The 15,393-nt window shown below is 60.0% G+C and carries 16 protein-coding genes; 7 read left to right on the forward strand and 9 right to left on the reverse strand.

Going from position 1 to position 15,393, the window contains the following annotated elements:
- Positions 1-22: 22 nt before the first annotated feature.
- On the reverse strand, positions 23-1,282 hold the full coding sequence (locus tag IV89_RS12570) for an ABC transporter substrate-binding protein (protein ID WP_181358628.1): 1,260 nt from the start codon (positions 1,280-1,282) through the stop codon (positions 23-25).
- A gap of 177 nt (positions 1,283-1,459) precedes the next feature.
- On the opposite strand from IV89_RS12570, the gene IV89_RS12575 reads away from it, so the two are divergent.
- From IV89_RS12575 to IV89_RS12590, 4 genes are all read left to right on the forward strand, one after another.
- The gene (locus IV89_RS12575; RefSeq protein ID WP_009826389.1) at positions 1,460-2,245 is read left to right on the forward strand and encodes an IclR family transcriptional regulator; all 786 of its coding nucleotides are present in this window, start codon (positions 1,460-1,462) and stop codon (positions 2,243-2,245) included.
- A 13-nt stretch (positions 2,246-2,258) separates the two neighbouring features.
- Positions 2,259-3,317, forward strand: coding sequence for a sn-glycerol-3-phosphate ABC transporter ATP-binding protein UgpC (gene ugpC / locus IV89_RS12580; protein ID WP_037943674.1), 1,059 nt, complete (start codon positions 2,259-2,261; stop codon positions 3,315-3,317).
- A 148-nt stretch (positions 3,318-3,465) separates the two neighbouring features.
- On the forward strand, positions 3,466-4,350 hold the full coding sequence (locus tag IV89_RS12585; RefSeq protein WP_037943673.1) for a hypothetical protein: 885 nt from the start codon (positions 3,466-3,468) through the stop codon (positions 4,348-4,350).
- 105 nt (positions 4,351-4,455) lie between these two features.
- Entirely contained in the window at positions 4,456-5,235 is a 780-nt protein-coding gene (locus IV89_RS12590; protein ID WP_037943672.1) for an ion channel, read from the forward strand.
- 33 nt (positions 5,236-5,268) lie between these two features.
- On the opposite strand, the gene rlmF is transcribed toward IV89_RS12590, so the two are convergent.
- The 7 genes from rlmF to IV89_RS12625 all read right to left on the reverse strand — a co-directional run bounded on the left by rlmF (position 5,269) and on the right by IV89_RS12625 (position 10,836).
- The gene (gene rlmF / locus IV89_RS12595; RefSeq protein WP_037943671.1) at positions 5,269-6,195 is read right to left on the reverse strand and encodes a 23S rRNA (adenine(1618)-N(6))-methyltransferase RlmF; all 927 of its coding nucleotides are present in this window, start codon (positions 6,193-6,195) and stop codon (positions 5,269-5,271) included.
- 133 nt (positions 6,196-6,328) lie between these two features.
- The gene (locus tag IV89_RS12600) at positions 6,329-6,871 is read right to left on the reverse strand and encodes a cytochrome b (RefSeq protein WP_081858779.1); all 543 of its coding nucleotides are present in this window, start codon (positions 6,869-6,871) and stop codon (positions 6,329-6,331) included.
- Positions 6,872-7,053: 182 nt separating this feature from the next.
- A complete protein-coding gene (gene arsH / locus IV89_RS12605) occupies positions 7,054-7,764 on the reverse strand; it encodes an arsenical resistance protein ArsH (protein ID WP_009826384.1) in 711 nt (236 codons plus the stop codon).
- On the reverse strand, positions 7,757-8,179 hold the full coding sequence (gene arsC, locus IV89_RS12610; RefSeq protein WP_037943669.1) for an arsenate reductase (glutaredoxin): 423 nt from the start codon (positions 8,177-8,179) through the stop codon (positions 7,757-7,759). The genes arsH and arsC overlap by 8 nt, the downstream gene beginning before the upstream one ends.
- Entirely contained in the window at positions 8,176-9,243 is a 1,068-nt protein-coding gene (gene arsB / locus IV89_RS12615; protein WP_037943668.1) for an ACR3 family arsenite efflux transporter, read from the reverse strand. The genes arsC and arsB overlap by 4 nt, the downstream gene beginning before the upstream one ends.
- Before the next feature lie 103 nt (positions 9,244-9,346).
- Complete coding sequence (locus tag IV89_RS12620) at positions 9,347-9,679, reverse strand: metalloregulator ArsR/SmtB family transcription factor (RefSeq protein WP_005852102.1); 333 nt, start codon at positions 9,677-9,679, stop codon at positions 9,347-9,349.
- A 161-nt stretch (positions 9,680-9,840) separates the two neighbouring features.
- Positions 9,841-10,836 carry a zinc-binding alcohol dehydrogenase family protein gene (locus IV89_RS12625; RefSeq protein ID WP_037943667.1) on the reverse strand — a complete coding sequence of 332 codons (996 nt, stop codon included), beginning with the start codon at positions 10,834-10,836 and terminating at the stop codon, positions 9,841-9,843.
- A gap of 101 nt (positions 10,837-10,937) precedes the next feature.
- Between IV89_RS12625 and IV89_RS12630 the strand changes: the two genes are divergently transcribed.
- Positions 10,938-11,843, forward strand: coding sequence for a LysR family transcriptional regulator (locus IV89_RS12630; RefSeq protein WP_037943666.1), 906 nt, complete (start codon positions 10,938-10,940; stop codon positions 11,841-11,843).
- A gap of 191 nt (positions 11,844-12,034) precedes the next feature.
- Here the strand turns inward: IV89_RS12630 and IV89_RS12635 are convergent, their stop codons facing one another.
- A complete protein-coding gene (locus IV89_RS12635) occupies positions 12,035-12,889 on the reverse strand; it encodes a MurR/RpiR family transcriptional regulator (protein WP_037943665.1) in 855 nt (284 codons plus the stop codon).
- Between the two features lie 174 nt (positions 12,890-13,063).
- Between IV89_RS12635 and IV89_RS12640 the strand changes: the two genes are divergently transcribed.
- Both IV89_RS12640 and IV89_RS12645 read left to right on the forward strand, forming a co-directional pair.
- Positions 13,064-14,392: an aspartate aminotransferase family protein gene (locus IV89_RS12640; protein WP_037943664.1), complete on the forward strand. Its 1,329-nt coding sequence runs from the start codon at positions 13,064-13,066 to the stop codon at positions 14,390-14,392.
- Positions 14,389-15,168 (forward strand): 3-keto-5-aminohexanoate cleavage protein, encoded by a 780-nt coding sequence (locus tag IV89_RS12645; protein ID WP_037943663.1) that lies wholly within the window; start codon positions 14,389-14,391, stop codon positions 15,166-15,168. Before IV89_RS12640 ends, IV89_RS12645 begins: the two co-directional genes overlap by 4 nt.
- Positions 15,169-15,393 lie beyond the last annotated feature (225 nt).

The raw sequence follows: 15,393 nt of genomic DNA on the forward strand, positions 1-15,393 counted from the left end.
GGGAGGACGCGACGCTTTAGCGTTATTCGTAGATGCGCTGACGCGTTTCTTCGAGACGCTCGAGAATGTCGTCGAGGTTGTCGGGAACCACCATGAATTCCTGCAACCCCTCCATGCCGACGCTGGCCATCTCGGCGCTGAAGTCGCGGTCAAAGAACTGGGCCACGCCGCCTTTGGCGCTGGTGTTCAGCATCTCGAACCCCTGCTCGAGGAACTCGTCCTTATCGACCGAGGATTCAGAGTTGATGGGCAGCTGCCCCAAGGCGTCGCCTGCGTTGATCTTGGTCTGCACATCAGCCGATGTCACATACTGAAGAAACGCGCGGGCGTTTTCCTTGTTCTTGGCACCTGACGGGATGTGGAACGTGTCGGTCGGGGCATCCTCGCCCTGTGGCACATCCGCGATCTTCGGGAACTGGTAGAAGTCGATCTGGCTGTCGTCCAGGCCGCCTTCGCGCATCGCGGCAACGGCGAAGTTCCCCATCAGATAGGCAACCGCCTCGCCTTCGATCATGAAGTTCAACGCTTCCTGCCAGGAATAGGATTGGTGATCGGCGACATAGCCACCCATGTCGATGATCTTGCGCCAGTTGGCAAAGGTTTCGCGGACGCGCGGATCGGTCCAGGGCACCTCGCCACGGGCCAGTTCCATGTGGAAGTCGAAGCCGTTGGTGCGCATGTTCAGATAGTCGAACCAGCCGCCAGCGGTCCACAGGAACTTGGTCCCGATGGCATAGCACGCACGGCCCGAGGCAACGATCTTTTCGCAGTTCGCAAGCTCTTGCTCAAAGGTTTCAGGCTCGGTCAGCCCCAGTTCCTTGAAGATATCTTCGCGGTAGTACATGCCCCACTGATAGTAGGTATAGGGCACACCATATTGCTTGCCGTCGATGGTCAGCGCACCTTTGACAGACTCAAGCCCGGGCAGATCGCCGTTGGCGTACATATCAGAGATGTCTTCGAACAACCCGGCAGAGACATAAGGGCCCATGCGGTTCGCGGCATACCAGTTGACCACATCGGGCGGGTTCGCCCCCAAGGCGTTCCGGATCTGCGTCTTCCACGCTTCGCGGTCGACGATCGTCAGTTCGATATCGACGTCCGGATGCAGCTCTCCGAAACCGGCTGCCAAACTCTCCATCACCGCGCGCGGCGCTGGGTTCGACATGTCAGAGGTGATCTTGAGCTCCCCTGAAAGCTGACTTTCGTCCGCGACAGCAAACGATGTTGAAAATCCCGCAGCGACAACAGCCGCGAGTGACCTCTTGAGAATGGAATGCATGGTATCCTCCCTGATGCTTCCGCAATCCAAAACTGTCTCATTATTTGAAACTTAGTTTTGTATATTGATATATAAGATCAAGCTCGCTAGCCTTGTCAACAGTTTGGTGCGCCGCATGGGGGATGGGTCAGTCAAAAGACCCCACAGGATGCAGCGCCCTGAGGGACGGAGAACGATATGAATGTGGTGAACAGCGACGGGACTGTTGCAAAGGCGCTGAGCGTGCTGGATCAGGTGACAGCAATGGGCCGCCCCGTCCGCATGCGCGAATTGCTGGAGACATCGGAGTTTCCAAAACCGACGCTGTATCGGCTGCTTCAGACGCTCACCAGTCAACGTATGCTAAGCTATGACAAGGATCAGCAGACCTATGCGCCAGGCATCCGTCTGGTCAGCCTTGCCCATTCCGCATGGTCGCAAGCCTCGCTTGCACCGATTGCCGCCCCCTATATCAGCGCCCTCGGCGAACGCCTGCGCGAGGCGATCCACCTTGCGCAGATCGACAACGGTCAGGTCGTGTTCGTCGACAAGCGTCAGGCCAGCAGCCGCTTTGCCACGTTGGCGCGCACCGGTCAGGTCGCCCCGGCCTATTGCACAGGAGTCGGCAAGGCGATTCTCGCGCATCTTGAACCCGAGGCACAGGCGCAGGCGCTACAGCAGCAGGCGTTTTTGAAATATACCGACGCGACCCATACCAGCACCGAAACCCTTGTGCGCGAGCTGGAACAGATCCGCGCTGAGGGCATCGCCTTTGACCGCGAGGAACACGAGGCCGGCATCATCAGCATCGCCGCCCCCATTCTAACCGACGCGGGCCGCGTCGTGGGTGCCGTATCCATTGCAACCGCAACACACCGTCATACGCTGGACGGTCTGAATGCGTTTCGCCCTGCCCTGCTTGAGTGTGCCACCCGCATCGGGGCCGAGGCGCAATCCTGGCAGTCCCCCTCTGTCCCCTCATAAAAGGAAGTCGTATATGGCCGGTGTCGTCATGAAAGATGTCGTGAAACGCTATGGCGGTGTTCAGGTGATACACGGGATCGACCTTGAAATCGAAAATGGCGAGTTTTGCGTTTTTGTCGGCCCGTCAGGCTGCGGCAAGTCGACCTTGCTGCGCATGATTGCCGGGCTGGAAGAAACCACCGAAGGCAGCATGAGCATCGGCGACCGGGATGTGACCCGCATGGACCCGGCAGAGCGCGGGGTCGCGATGGTGTTCCAGACCTACGCGCTGTATCCGCATATGACCGTGCGCGACAACATGGGGTTCGGCCTGAAAATGAACGGCCACCCCAAAGCCGAGATCGCCCAGAAGGTGGCCGAGGCGACGCGGATCCTGAAGCTGGAAGAGTATCTTGACCGCAAGCCCGCCGCCCTGTCGGGGGGCCAGCGGCAACGCGTATCTATCGGGCGCGCCATCGTACGCGGCCCCGAAGTCTTTCTGTTCGACGAACCGCTATCCAACCTCGACGCCGAGTTGCGCGTCGAAATGCGCGTCGAGATCGCCCGCCTGCATAAGGAAATCGGGGCGACGATGGTCTATGTCACCCACGATCAGGTAGAGGCGATGACCCTCGCCGATAAGATCGTGGTGCTGCGCAAGGGCCGGATCGAACAGGTCGGCGCACCGCTTGACCTGTACCGCGATCCTGACAACCGCTTTGTCGCCGGCTTCATCGGTTCGCCCGCGATGAACTTTCTGGATGGCACCACCAGCGGCGGCAAGGTCGTGCTGGACGGGTTGGACGGCAGCTATGCCCTGCCCGTGACCCCACCCGAAGACGGCCGGGACATCACCCTCGGCATCCGGCCAGAGCACATCGAAATTGAACCCCAAGGCAAAGGCTTCACCGTCGAAATGACCGAGGCTCTTGGCGGCGTGTCCTATGTTCACCTGCTGTCCGACACCGGTGCCAAGATCATCGTCGAGGAACGCGGCGACGACCGGTCTCGCGAAGGGGCGCAGGTTGGCGTGAAAATCCCGCCAGAGCGGGCGATGCTGTTTGACGCCAACACCGAACAACGTCTGCGCTAAGGCGCAGGCGGGTCATCGGTCACGTAAACCTAGACAGAACCAGACATTCCTGAAAAACAGTTGGGGCGTGCAAGCGAGCCTTGCGCGACAGTCCCGCCGGAGCCGACCGCCCGGGCGGGACGGGCACCGTAGATAGGGAAGCAGATTAATGGCGAAACCGAGACTTACGCTCACCTATATCGTGGAACCGCCCTCTTACGACATCATGGCCTGTAGCCTGCTTGCCTCTGTACGCGAGCAGTTTTCCGAAGACGTGGCCTGCATCGGCTATGTGCCCGAACATCGCATGAACGACGTTCACCCCTCGGTGTTCATCGCACACGAGAAAATGGGCGCGGAGCTGCGCCCGATGAAAACGGAAGGCATGTGGCGCGAGCCCTATCCCCACGGCAACAAGATCATCGCCGCGATGCAGCCCCGCGAGAGCGAGTTTTCCGCCTTTGTGGATTCCGACGTCTTGTTTATCCGCCCCAATACAATCGACAATATCGTCAAATCCGGCCATGTTTCCTGCTCTGTCGCGGCCAGTATGTATTGGGCGCAGAAAGACATCTGGGACCTGATCTACGGGGCCTTCGATATGGAGATCCCGGAAGAGCGTGTGTATCTGATGCGCCAGTCGCGCCGCCCCAAAGTGCCCTATTTCTCGTCCGGTTTCGTCCTTTTCCCCGAAGCCGAGGGGCCACAGGGCCGGTTTGCCGATGTCTGGTACGAGACGGCCCGACGGATTGACGAGATCGACACGCTGGAAAAGCGACGCCCTTATCTTGATCAGATGAGCCTTCCTGTCGCCATCCGCCGTGCGGGCCTGACATGGAACCCGCTGGCGGAAGAGCAACATTATATCCTGGGCGGCAAGATACGGGGGGAGCCCCTGCCCGAAGATCGCGATATCTTCACGGTGCATTACCGCAACCCCAAGGTGCTGGAAGAAGTCGGCCTAAAGCATAAATCCCGACGCATGCTGAGCCGTCAAACGGGCGTCAGCTTTGTGCGCCGCTTGGCCCGGACAGACGAGCCCACGCCCGAGTAATCCTGCCGGACTACGCAAACCATTGATATTGGCGCGCCTTGCGCCATCTTGACCCTCAGCGGTTGTTGACGATGACGACCCTGAGGGAAGCGGTATGTCCAATCAATGAACAGTCTACGCAGTACGATTAAAGCTTTATACGATGGGCAGAACACGCGCTCGCGGCGGTTTCGATACGGGTTGATCCTATTTGATTCGCTGACGATCATCTATTTCATCGCCACCGCCGCGCTGCCGTCAACGCCGGTGATTACGGCGGTCAATGCGTTCTTTGGTCTGTTCATCCTGTTCGACCTTGCCGCGCGTCTTTGGATTTCCACGAACCTGCGCAAAGAGCTGACGCGCATCTACACCCTTGCCGATCTGGTCGTGGTGATATCGCTGGTGCTGGCACCGCTTATGGCGGAAAGCTTTGCGTTCCTGCGGGTCTTGCGCGGTTTGCGGCTGATCCATGCCTATCATCTGCTGCACGACCTGCGGCGCGAAAGCGCGTTTTTCCGCAAACACGAGGACGCGATCCTTGCGGCGGTCAACCTGCTGGTGTTCATCTTTGTCATCACATCGCTGGTGTTTGTGCTGACCTTTGAAGAGGACGCGGGCGTCGCGGGCTATGTCGATGCACTGTACTTTACAGTGGCGACGCTGACGACAACGGGTTTTGGCGACATCACGATGACGACAACGGGTGGCAAACTGCTGTCGGTGTTCATCATGGTGGTCGGGGTCGCGCTGTTCGTGCAATTGGCGCGGACGATTTTCCAACCCTCCAAGATCAAGCACACCTGCCCCGAATGTGGCCTCAACCGTCACGAGACAGACGCCGTTCACTGCAAACACTGCGGCACCACGCTCAAGATCGAGACGAAGGGCGATACGGGCGGTTAATGTCGCGGGGTATCAGACACGCGCGCGGCCGTTCTAGCGCGCGGATCCCTTCATAAAGGACGCACGCTGATCTTTCTTGATGAATGTCCAGGCGATGAACCGGCTGGTTTTTTGTCCCTGCGCCATCTCGACCACATCGCAGTTGGCGACCTTGGCCTTTTTCAGGATTTTATAAAGCGTCTGCACGTTGTCCTTTTTTGACACAAGCGACGTAAACCACAGACATTGCCCCGCAATCGCGCGGCTTTGGTCGACCATGCTGGCGATGAACCTGATCTCGCCGCCGGGGCACCAGAGCTCGGCGTTTTGCCCACCGAAATTGAGCTTGCCTGAACGCCCTTTGCCAAGGTTCGCCCACTTCCGTTGCGTGCCCTTCGTCGCCCTTTCCATCGAGGCATGAAAGGGCGGGTTGCACAGGGTGACGTGGAAACGGTCGTCAGGATTGATCACCCCGTCGAAGATATCCTCGCGGTTCTCTTGCAGCCGCAGGTCCACGTCCAGCGCGTTGGCCTTTGCAATCTGTTGCGCAGACTTGATGGCAACAGGGTCGATATCGACACCGGTAAACTGCCAGCCATAGGCGCTTTGCCCCGTCAGCGGGTACACTAGGCTTGCGCCGGTGCCGATGTCCAACGCCTTGATCTGCGGCCCGCGCGGAATCTCGTTGTTGTTGCTGCGCGCAAGCAGATCGGCCAGATGGTGGATATAATCGACGCGCCCCGGAATGGGCGGGCAAAGGTAGTTCGGCGGGATGTCCCAGAAATCAATGCCGTAGTCCGCCTTGAGCAGCGCCCGATTGAGCATACGCACAGCCGCCACGTCCCGGAAATCGATGGTGGTCTGACCTGCTGGATTAGGGGTCGTAAACGGCTCCAGCTCGGGGAGGGCCGCAATCAGGCGCGCGAAATCATACCCCTCGTTGTGGAGGTTGCGGGGGTGCAGGTTGGTTTTGGTGGCCATGGGAAAGCCTTTGTTGAAAGTGGTGAAAAGCAGCCAGGCCGTTAGCCCGTCTTACCCCCTGAAGGCCCCATAGTAAAACCGAAGACGCGGCCGTTGGCCTCGGGAAAGACCCAAGTTCCCTACTTTCAGCATCTTACCGCCCCGCCATCGTGGACAGGACATCATCACGCTGGATCAGGCGATGCCAAACGACTGCCATGAAGATATGCCCAAGCACAACAAGGGCAAGGATCCAGCCCAGCTCTCCGTGCCATTCCGCGGGCGCTTGCATCCAGGCGACCTCGGCGGTTTGGGGAGAAAATATCTGCACCCCGAAATAGCTTAGCCCACGGGTGCCGCCCGCTGCGGCCAAGAGCCGTACGCCCGGGACGATCACCATCAAGGCATATAGAACCACATGACCCGCGACAGCCGCCTGCCCCATCAAACCGGCATTCGTAGGCCGCCGTTGGATGTTCGCCAGCCCCCACAGACCACGCACCAAGATTAGCCCAAACAGCGTCACCCCCAGCGTCGTATGGTAGCCCCAAAGAAGCTCGCGCAGGGTGTTCTCTCGCGGAAGCGCCCAATGCGCCGCGGCGGAGATAAACTGCGCCGCAAACAATGCGGCCATGCCCCAGTGAAGCAGCCGGCTTACGGTGCCGTAACGGGTTGGTGTATCAGATAGTTGTGTCACAAAATGCCCCTGTCTCTGGCGATATCACGATCGTTAATTACAGCGTCTGCGCGGTCGCCTTAGGCAGACAACTGCGCTGGATGAAGCTTTAACAGACCATCCAGCGCAGCTGTCGCGCAAATCATTCAAGCCGCGTCCCGTTCAACATACGGATATTTCTGCCCCTGCGGTCGACAAATCGGTCAGATCGACTTCTGGTTCACGCGCTTGGACAGCTCGGCGGCGCTTTCCTTCCGCTCGCTATAGCGATCCAGCAGGTAGTCTTTCCTGTCTTTGGTCAGCATCGTGAACTTCACCAGCTCTTCCATGACATCAACGACCCGATCATAGAACGGCGATGGCTTCATCCGATCCGCGTCGTCAAACTCAAGAAAGGCTTTGGGGGTGGAGGACTGGTTCGGGATCGTGAGCAGCCGCATCCAACGCCCAAGAATGCGCAGCTGGTTCACGGCGTTAAAGCTTTGTGACCCCCCGCTGACCTGCATGACCGCCAGCGTTTTGCCCTGCGTCGGGCGCACACCGCCCAAGGACAGCGGAATCCAGTCGATCTGGGTTTTCATGATGCCGGTCATGGCCCCGTGGCGTTCGGGTGAACACCAGACCATCCCGTCGGACCATGTGACCAGATCACGCAGTTCCTGCACTTTGGGGTGACTGGCGTCGGCATCATCCGGCAGCGGCAGGCCAGACGGCGAATAGGTACGCGTCTCGGCCCCCAGCCGTGTCAGAATGCGCGCGGCTTCTTCGGTCATGAGCCGGCTGAACGACCGGTCCCGCAGTGATCCGTAAAGCAGCAGGATACGCGGGCGGTCCGCGTCTGCTGCGGGCTCAAGCAGACGCGCCGCATCAATCGCTTTGAAATGGGTGTCATCAAGGTTCGGGGTATCAGGCAACTCGGTTTCCTTCCGCGTCAATCAGTAAAGAGCCGTCTTCCTTGGTCAGCGGCCCCTGTGGGAGGTGGTCAAGCAAGTCCAACACGGCCTCGCTTGGGCGGCACAGCCGGACGCCTTTGGGTGTGCAGACAATGGGGCGATTGACCAGAATGGGGTGTTCCAGCATGGCGGCCAGAAGGGCTTCGTCGCTCACGTCGGGATCCAGCAGCCCCAACGCCTCTGCCGGAGATCGCTTTATCCGCAAAGCCCTGCGCGGTGTCAGACCCGCCGCCGCGAAAAGCCCCAGAAGCTGTCCGCGCGTCCAGCCGGTATCAAGATAGGGGATCACAACGGGCTCCACGCCCGATGCCTTTATGATGGCCAGCACATTGCGGGAGGTGCCGCAGTCGGGGTTGTGGTGAATGACAACACTCATGCTGACCCCTCCGAGGCAGGGAACCAGTGGCGGGTTCTGTTTGCAAAAGCGACAAGCGACAGCATGACAGGCACTTCGACCAAGACACCGACCACCGTCGCCAATGCCGCACCAGAGCCGAGCCCGAAGAGGCTGATCGCAACCGCGACGGCCAGCTCGAAAAAGTTGGAGGTGCCGATCAAGGCGCAGGGCGCCGCGACGTTGAAGGGAATACCCCAGACCCGCGCGACCCCATAGGCCAGAAAGAATATCCCGTAGGACTGGATCAGAAGCGGCACAGCGATCAGGGCAATCACCAGCGGCCGGTCCAGGATCACCTCGCCCTGAAACGCGAAAAGCAAGACCACCGTCACAAGCAGACCGATGATCGAGAACGGCTGCACACCCGACTTGAACCGATCCACCGCCGCTTCGCCGCCTTGCGCAATCAGCCGCTGGCGCGTCAGATATCCCACGAAAAGCGGCAGCATCACGTAAAGGCCCACGGACAACAGCAGCGTATCCCAAGGCACGACGATATCCGTGGCCCCCAGCAAGAAGGCAACGATGGGCGCGAAGGCGAACACCATGATGACGTCGTTCACGCTCACCTGCACCAGCGTATAGGTCGCATCCCCCCGCGTCAGGTTCGACCAGACGAACACCATCGCGGTACAGGGCGCGGCCCCCAGCAGGATCACGCCCGCAAGATAGGCCTGCGCGTCATCCGGCGGGATCAGGCCTGCGAAAAAATAGTTGAAAAACAACACGCCAAGGGCGGCCATGGTGAAGGGTTTGATCAGCCAGTTCACCACCACCGTGACAACCAACCCTTTCGGCTTGTCCCCCACCTGACGCAAGGCTCCGAAATCCACCCCGACCATCATCGGGAACACCATCGCCCAGATCAGCACCGCAACGGGCAGGTTCACCGACGCCACCTCAAGCCCGGCAAGCATACCAAACGCAGTCGGGAACAGATTGCCAAGCAGCAGCCCCGCGCCAATCGCCAGCGCCACCCAGACGGACAGCCATTTTTCAAACGTGCCCAGACCCGCCGCCGCGGGAAGTGTCGTATCAGTCATGTCGAACCTTCAAAAATTGCAGCCCCTTGGCCGTGAATATGTGGTTGCCCGATGTCAGCACAGGAATGTTACAGGACCAATGCGGCACCTCCCCCATGGGCGCCTAACAGGGGCAGGCGAGCTCGTTTATGATGGGCTGGCAGAGTTCCGGGCGCCCGCCGCAGCAATCCTCCATCAGAAAGGCAAGCAAACCGCGCAGCCCCTCCATATCGGCAAAGTAACGAATGCTTCGCCCTTCGCGCTTGCTGCGAATAAGGCCCGAACGTGCCAGAATCGCGAGGTTGGTCGACATCGTGTTCTGCCGCACCCCCAAGGTGTCGCCGATATCGCCTGCCGACATCCCCCCTTCTCCGGCTGTGATGAGAAGACGGAAGACATCAAGGCGGGTGACCTGACTGAGCGCCGCAAAAGCGTCGAGAGCATGATTCTTATCCATATATCGGGAATTATTGATTCATTCGACGCAGGTCAAGCCCTGATCAGCAACCCGTTGCGCTTGCGCGAAACTATGGGCAATCAACGCGCCCCTTCAAAGGCGCAAGGGACGCGGGGGCGTGGCGTGAACATGGCACGACGCCCCCGCGTGATCTCTATTACTTAAAGTCCGCCAAGCACCTGTTTGCCAATCACGCGACCGCTTTCCTGCCGCAGATGCGCCGCGCGCAGCGCCTCGACCGTCAGCGCCTCGCCGCGTTCGGTGACTGTCGACTGCAATGTGCCTGCGTCGATCATCGCTGCGACGCGGTTCAGCAGGTCTTGCTGGGCATCCATATCGTCGGTTTCGAACATCGAACGGGTGAACATGAATTCCCAATGGACGCTCAGCGCCTTGGGTTTAGCCACCTTGATATCCAGCGCCTCGGGGTCGTCAATCAACGCGATCTGGCCGCGGGGCGCGATCAAGTCGATGATTGCGGGCCAATGCTGATCCGTGGCCGTCAACGCGGCGACATAGCTTGGGGTCTGGCCCAGCTCTGCCAGCTGCGCGGCTAGGTCACCGCGATGGTCAACCACGTGATCCGCCCCCATCTTGCGCACCCAATCCTCGGTCTCGTGCCGAGAGGCCGTCGCAATGACGGTAAGCCCGGTCAGCGCTTTGGCCAACTGGATGAGGATAGAGCCGACGCCGCCAGCGCCACCGATCACCAGCAAGCTTTGCTCCGCGCCGCCCCCTTCGGTCAGGCGGAATGCGTCGAACAACATCTCCCACGCGGTGATCGAGGTCAGCGGCAGCCCCGCCGCTTCGGTAAAGTCGAGGCTGGCCGGCTTGCGCCCGACGATCCGTTCATCGACGGCATGGAACTCCGCATTGGTGCCCGCGCGCGTGACGTCGCCCGCATAGAAGACCTCATCGCCGATCTTAAAGCCGGTGACCGACGCGCCCACCTCGGCCACGACGCCTGCCGCGTCAAAGCCCAGAACGCGCGCCGCGCCCTCGGGTTGGGCGGCTGCGCGCAGCTTTACGTCGACCGGATTGACCGAGATGCCTTTCACCGCGACCAACAGATCACGCGGTCCCACCTCGGGCCGGTCGATTTCAATCATATCGAGCGTGTCCGCAGGGCCCGCCGCGCTATAGCCAATGGCTTTCATTTCTTTCTTCCTTCATTGTGTCGCTGAAAAATAGGTCTTGTGAAACGGTAGAAAACCGGCATTTTTCCGATTTGATTATTCGGATAACGGAGATAATAGCGGTGGATACTGACAACCTGCGCCTTTTTGTGATGGCCGCCGACCGGCTGAACATCTCTGCTGCCGGACGGAATCTGGGCCTTGCGCCTGCGGTCGCCAGCGCCCGCCTTGCCAAACTGGAACAAGAGCTTGGCGTAGAGCTGCTGCGACGCACCACCCGTAAAGTGTCGCTGTCGCTTGAAGGGTCCGACTTCCTTCCTTACGCGCGGGAGATTCTGGCGCAGGCAGAGGCCGCGAAGGCCGTTCTTGGCAGTCATGAAACCAGCCCCAAAGGCACCATCCGATTTGCCGCGCCAAGCAGTTTCGCGCAGCGCCACATCATGCCGCTTCTGCCGCAGTTTCACGCGGCGTTCCCCGACCTTACGCTCGAACTTCGCCTGTCTGACGCACGGTTTGACGCGATCGAGGGCAGTTTTGACCTTGCGTTGCGCGCGGCCCCCCTGACCGACAGCAGCCTCAAGGGGCGCAAGCTGGCGGGTGATACCCGCGTTCTTTGTGCCTCTCCTGCATATCTTGAGGAACACGGCGTACCGCAGTCACCGGCAGAGCTTCGGGGGCATCGGTTTCTGGCATGGATCGACCTTGAGCCGCGTGAATTGATCGGCCCAGAGGGCGAAACCGCGCCGCTTGACCCAGCCCAGATGATCTGCCGGACTATCGTTGACGATGGTGACGCTCAGCGTGAGGCCACGCTTGCGGGGGCCGGTCTGTCGATCAATTCTCTCTGGAGCGTCTCGGACGAGCTGCGCTCGGGCCGGTTGATCCGTGTCCTGCCGGAATGGAAGCTGAACGACAGTTCGGTCTTGTGGTTGATGTACCCGCGCTCAAACGTGCTTACCCCCAAGACGCGCATCCTGATCGACTTTCTTATCGCGCATCTTGGGTCACATGCAGAATGGGGCGCGTAGCAGCCAGACCCGCGCCCACAACACGCCCGGTATCGGTATAACCGTCACTCATGCCGCGGACTGGCACAACGCCGATCCTATGCGGTCATCGTCGCGCTGAACGAAAGCGACCTGCGGTCCACGGGGTTGATCACCGGTGGCTCTGCCGTGGCATTGGGCCTGCCGGATGATTTTCATCCGCGCAAGACACCTCACACGTTGTAGCCGCCATACTGCCGGATACGGTCCTCAAAATTCGATACCCGCTCTGCCGCGTCATCCGAACGCGCGGCCATTCCGACCAGCAGCATCTCCACCGCTAGAAACGCCGAATTGAGCGACGGCAGGAAATGAGGTCCGGCCATCGGCAGCGGTACCACTTTCCATGCGCCAACCGCGATTGGGGAGGCATGACTGTCCGTCAGCGCCAAAACCCGCGCACCGCGGGACTGGGCGATCTGGCAGGCCTGAACCACCTCTGCCGCGTAATGTTCATAGGTGATCCCGACAATAATATCCTCGGACGTGGCCTGAGACAGTACATCGACAATGCCCCCCGGCAGGGTCGGCACGTCTACGAAGTTCGAAAACGCCATGCCGCCCACATACGAGAAATAATGCGCGATCGCATAGCAGCTGCGCACGCCGACCACATAGACTTTGCGCGCCCCGAGCAACGGGTCGATGCACGCATTCAACGTGTCCATAATATCTGCCGAGAAAAGCATCGCCGTGTTTTTACCATGCGCTTCCATGAGCGCGGCAAACGCGCTGTCGCGATGTTCGTGTCTTAGTGTCTGGGCACGCGCGCCGTAGTTTGGCGCAGGTGTCTGGATCGTTGCCTGCACATCCGTGCGGAAGGCGTCAAAGCTGGTATAGCCAAGCTCCTTCGCCATACGGGTCACGGTATTCGGATTGACCCCTGCCTGCTTGGCCAGCCCGCGAATCGAGCTAAAGGCCACGACCGAAAGGTTATCCAGAAGCCACCGCGCAAAGGACCGAAGCGCGGGCGTACCTTGCGCACTTACCTGTGACAAGCGGTCTTTCAGCGTTTCATCGTTGCTCATCAAACCCTTACCTTCTGTTTATGCGTGCCGGCGTTCACGTCGCTGTCACATCCAATGCACAGCAAAAATACATTTGCTTAATCTATAGCAATAAAATAATACAAACGCATCATCGCGCAGGCAAGTGCTGATGTCACGTCACCCAAAGCGCGTCTTCAAGCAAGGACTACAGTCATGAAAAGTCATATCTTCGGCAGATCCACCAAAGGCGCGCTGCCGGTCGCCACCAAGGGGGACGGCTGCTATCTGATCGATGCGGACGGACGCAGATATCTTGATGGCTCGGGCGGCGCTGCTGTTTCCTGTCTGGGCCATTCAAATCAGGCAGTCCGCGCCGCCCTGCACGCCCAGATTGACCAGCTTGCCTTCGCGCACACCGGCTTTTTCACCTCTGATCCGGCAGAGCGTTTGGCCGATCGCCTGGTCGAGAACGCGCCGGCGGGCATTGATCGGGTATATCTCGTCTCTGGCGGCTCCGAAGCGGTCGAGGCATCGATCAAGCTCGCGCGGCAGTATTTTCTGGAAATCGGGCAGCCCAAGCGCCACCGCGTCATTGCCCGCCGCCAAAGCTATCACGGGAATACATTGGGCGCTTTGGCAGCAGGGGGGAATGCGTGGCGTCGTACCCAGTTCGCGCCCCTGCTTGCCGACACCACCCATATCAGCCCCTGCTATGAGTACCGCGACCGGCAGGACGGCGAAACTCAAGAGGCCTACGGCCTGCGCGTGGCGAACGAGCTGGAAACCGAAATCCTGCGGCTTGGCCCTGATACGGTGATGGCCTTCCTCGCGGAGCCTGTCGTGGGTGCGACCTCTGGCGCGGTACCCGCGGTGCCGGGATATCTCAAGCGTATCCGCGAGATTTGCGATCAATATGGCGTGCTGCTGATCCTGGACGAGGTGATGTGCGGCATGGGCCGTACCGGCAAACTGTTCGCCTGCACCGAGGACGGCGTCGCCCCGGACATGATCACCATCGCCAAAGGACTTGGGGCGGGCTATCAACCGATCGGCGCGCTGCTGACCTCAGCTGCCATTTATGATGCGATTGCAGCGGGCACCGGTTTCTTCCAGCATGGCCACACCTATATGGGCCACGCCATGGCGGCCACGGCGGCCAATGCCGTGCTTAGCGAAATCCTTGACCGCGACCTGCTGTCCCATGTCACCACCCAGGGCGACAAGCTGGACGCAGCACTAAAGGCGCAGTTCGGCGATCATGACAACATTGGCGATATTCGCGGGCGCGGGTTGTTCCGCGGGATCGAACTGGTTGCCGACCGCAGCACCAAAGCACCATTCGATCCGTCCCGTGGCCTCGCCGCGCGGATCAAGAAGGAGGCCTTTGCCGCCGGCCTGATCTGCTATCCGATGTCTGGCACAATCGATGGCCAATATGGCGACCACGTGCTGCTCGCGCCGCCGTTTGTCATCGAGGACGCACAGATTGATGAGCTGGTGGGCAAGCTATCAACGGCCATCGACAAGGCGCTTGCCGCATGACCGCATTGCCCAGATTTATGGTCGCGCCGAATGGGGCGCGGCTGACCAAGGCGGACCACCCTGCCCTCCCCGTCACCATAGAAGAGACGGTCGCCTGCGCGCTGGCCTGCCATGCTGCGGGTGCCGATGGCCTTCATGCGCATGTGCGCGATACCGAGCAACGGCATGTTCTGGACGTCGGGCTTTATGCCGAGCTTCTGAGCGAGCTCGGCCAGCGCGCCCCTGACCTCTATGTTCAGATCACCAGCGAGGCCGCGGGCCGCTTTACCCCCGCTCAACAACGCCATCTGGTCGAAACCCTGAAACCGCGCGCCGTGTCGGTCGCGCTGCGCGAGATCACGGCCAATCAAGACAATGCCGTCACCCGACGGTTCTTTGCCATGTGCGCCGAAGCGAAGATCGACGTTCAACACATTCTCTATGACGCCGCGGATATTGCCCATCTTGCCCGGCTTGTCGCACAAGGCGATGTCCCCCGCGACGGGCTGAAGACCCTGATCGTTCTGGGGCGTTATACCAGCGGCCAGACCAGCACACCCACGGAAGTCGCAGCACTGGCACAAAGGCTAAAATCGGCCTTGCCGGACGCAGACTGGGCCGCCTGCGCCTTCGGACCTCAAGAAACCGCCTGCCTGATCGAGGCCATGCGCCACGGCGGCAAGACCCGGATAGGGTTCGAGAACAACCGCTTGAACACAGACGGACAAGTCGCGGCAAACAATGCCGAGAGGGTCACGGAACTGGTAACAAAGGCCAAGCGCGCTGGATTTGCGTAACCGTTATCGCGAGACGCAAGTGAAGCGGGTTCGGTGAGGGTCTTGAACGCTGACTCGAAGCAACACCACACACAGGCGCGCGGCCTTGATTGTGCATTCATCTGCAGATCTTGGGGATCCGAAAATTGGACGCAATGGTTTGAGGAATACGGGTGAGGTTTTGAAACTGTTCCGGCAACCAATTATTGGCCACGATGAAGACCTAAGTCATTGTTATCGTTTAGG

It is taken from the genome of Sulfitobacter sp. CB2047, assembly GCF_000735125.2.
GTDB classification, from domain to species: Bacteria; Pseudomonadota; Alphaproteobacteria; order Rhodobacterales; family Rhodobacteraceae; genus Sulfitobacter; species Sulfitobacter pontiacus.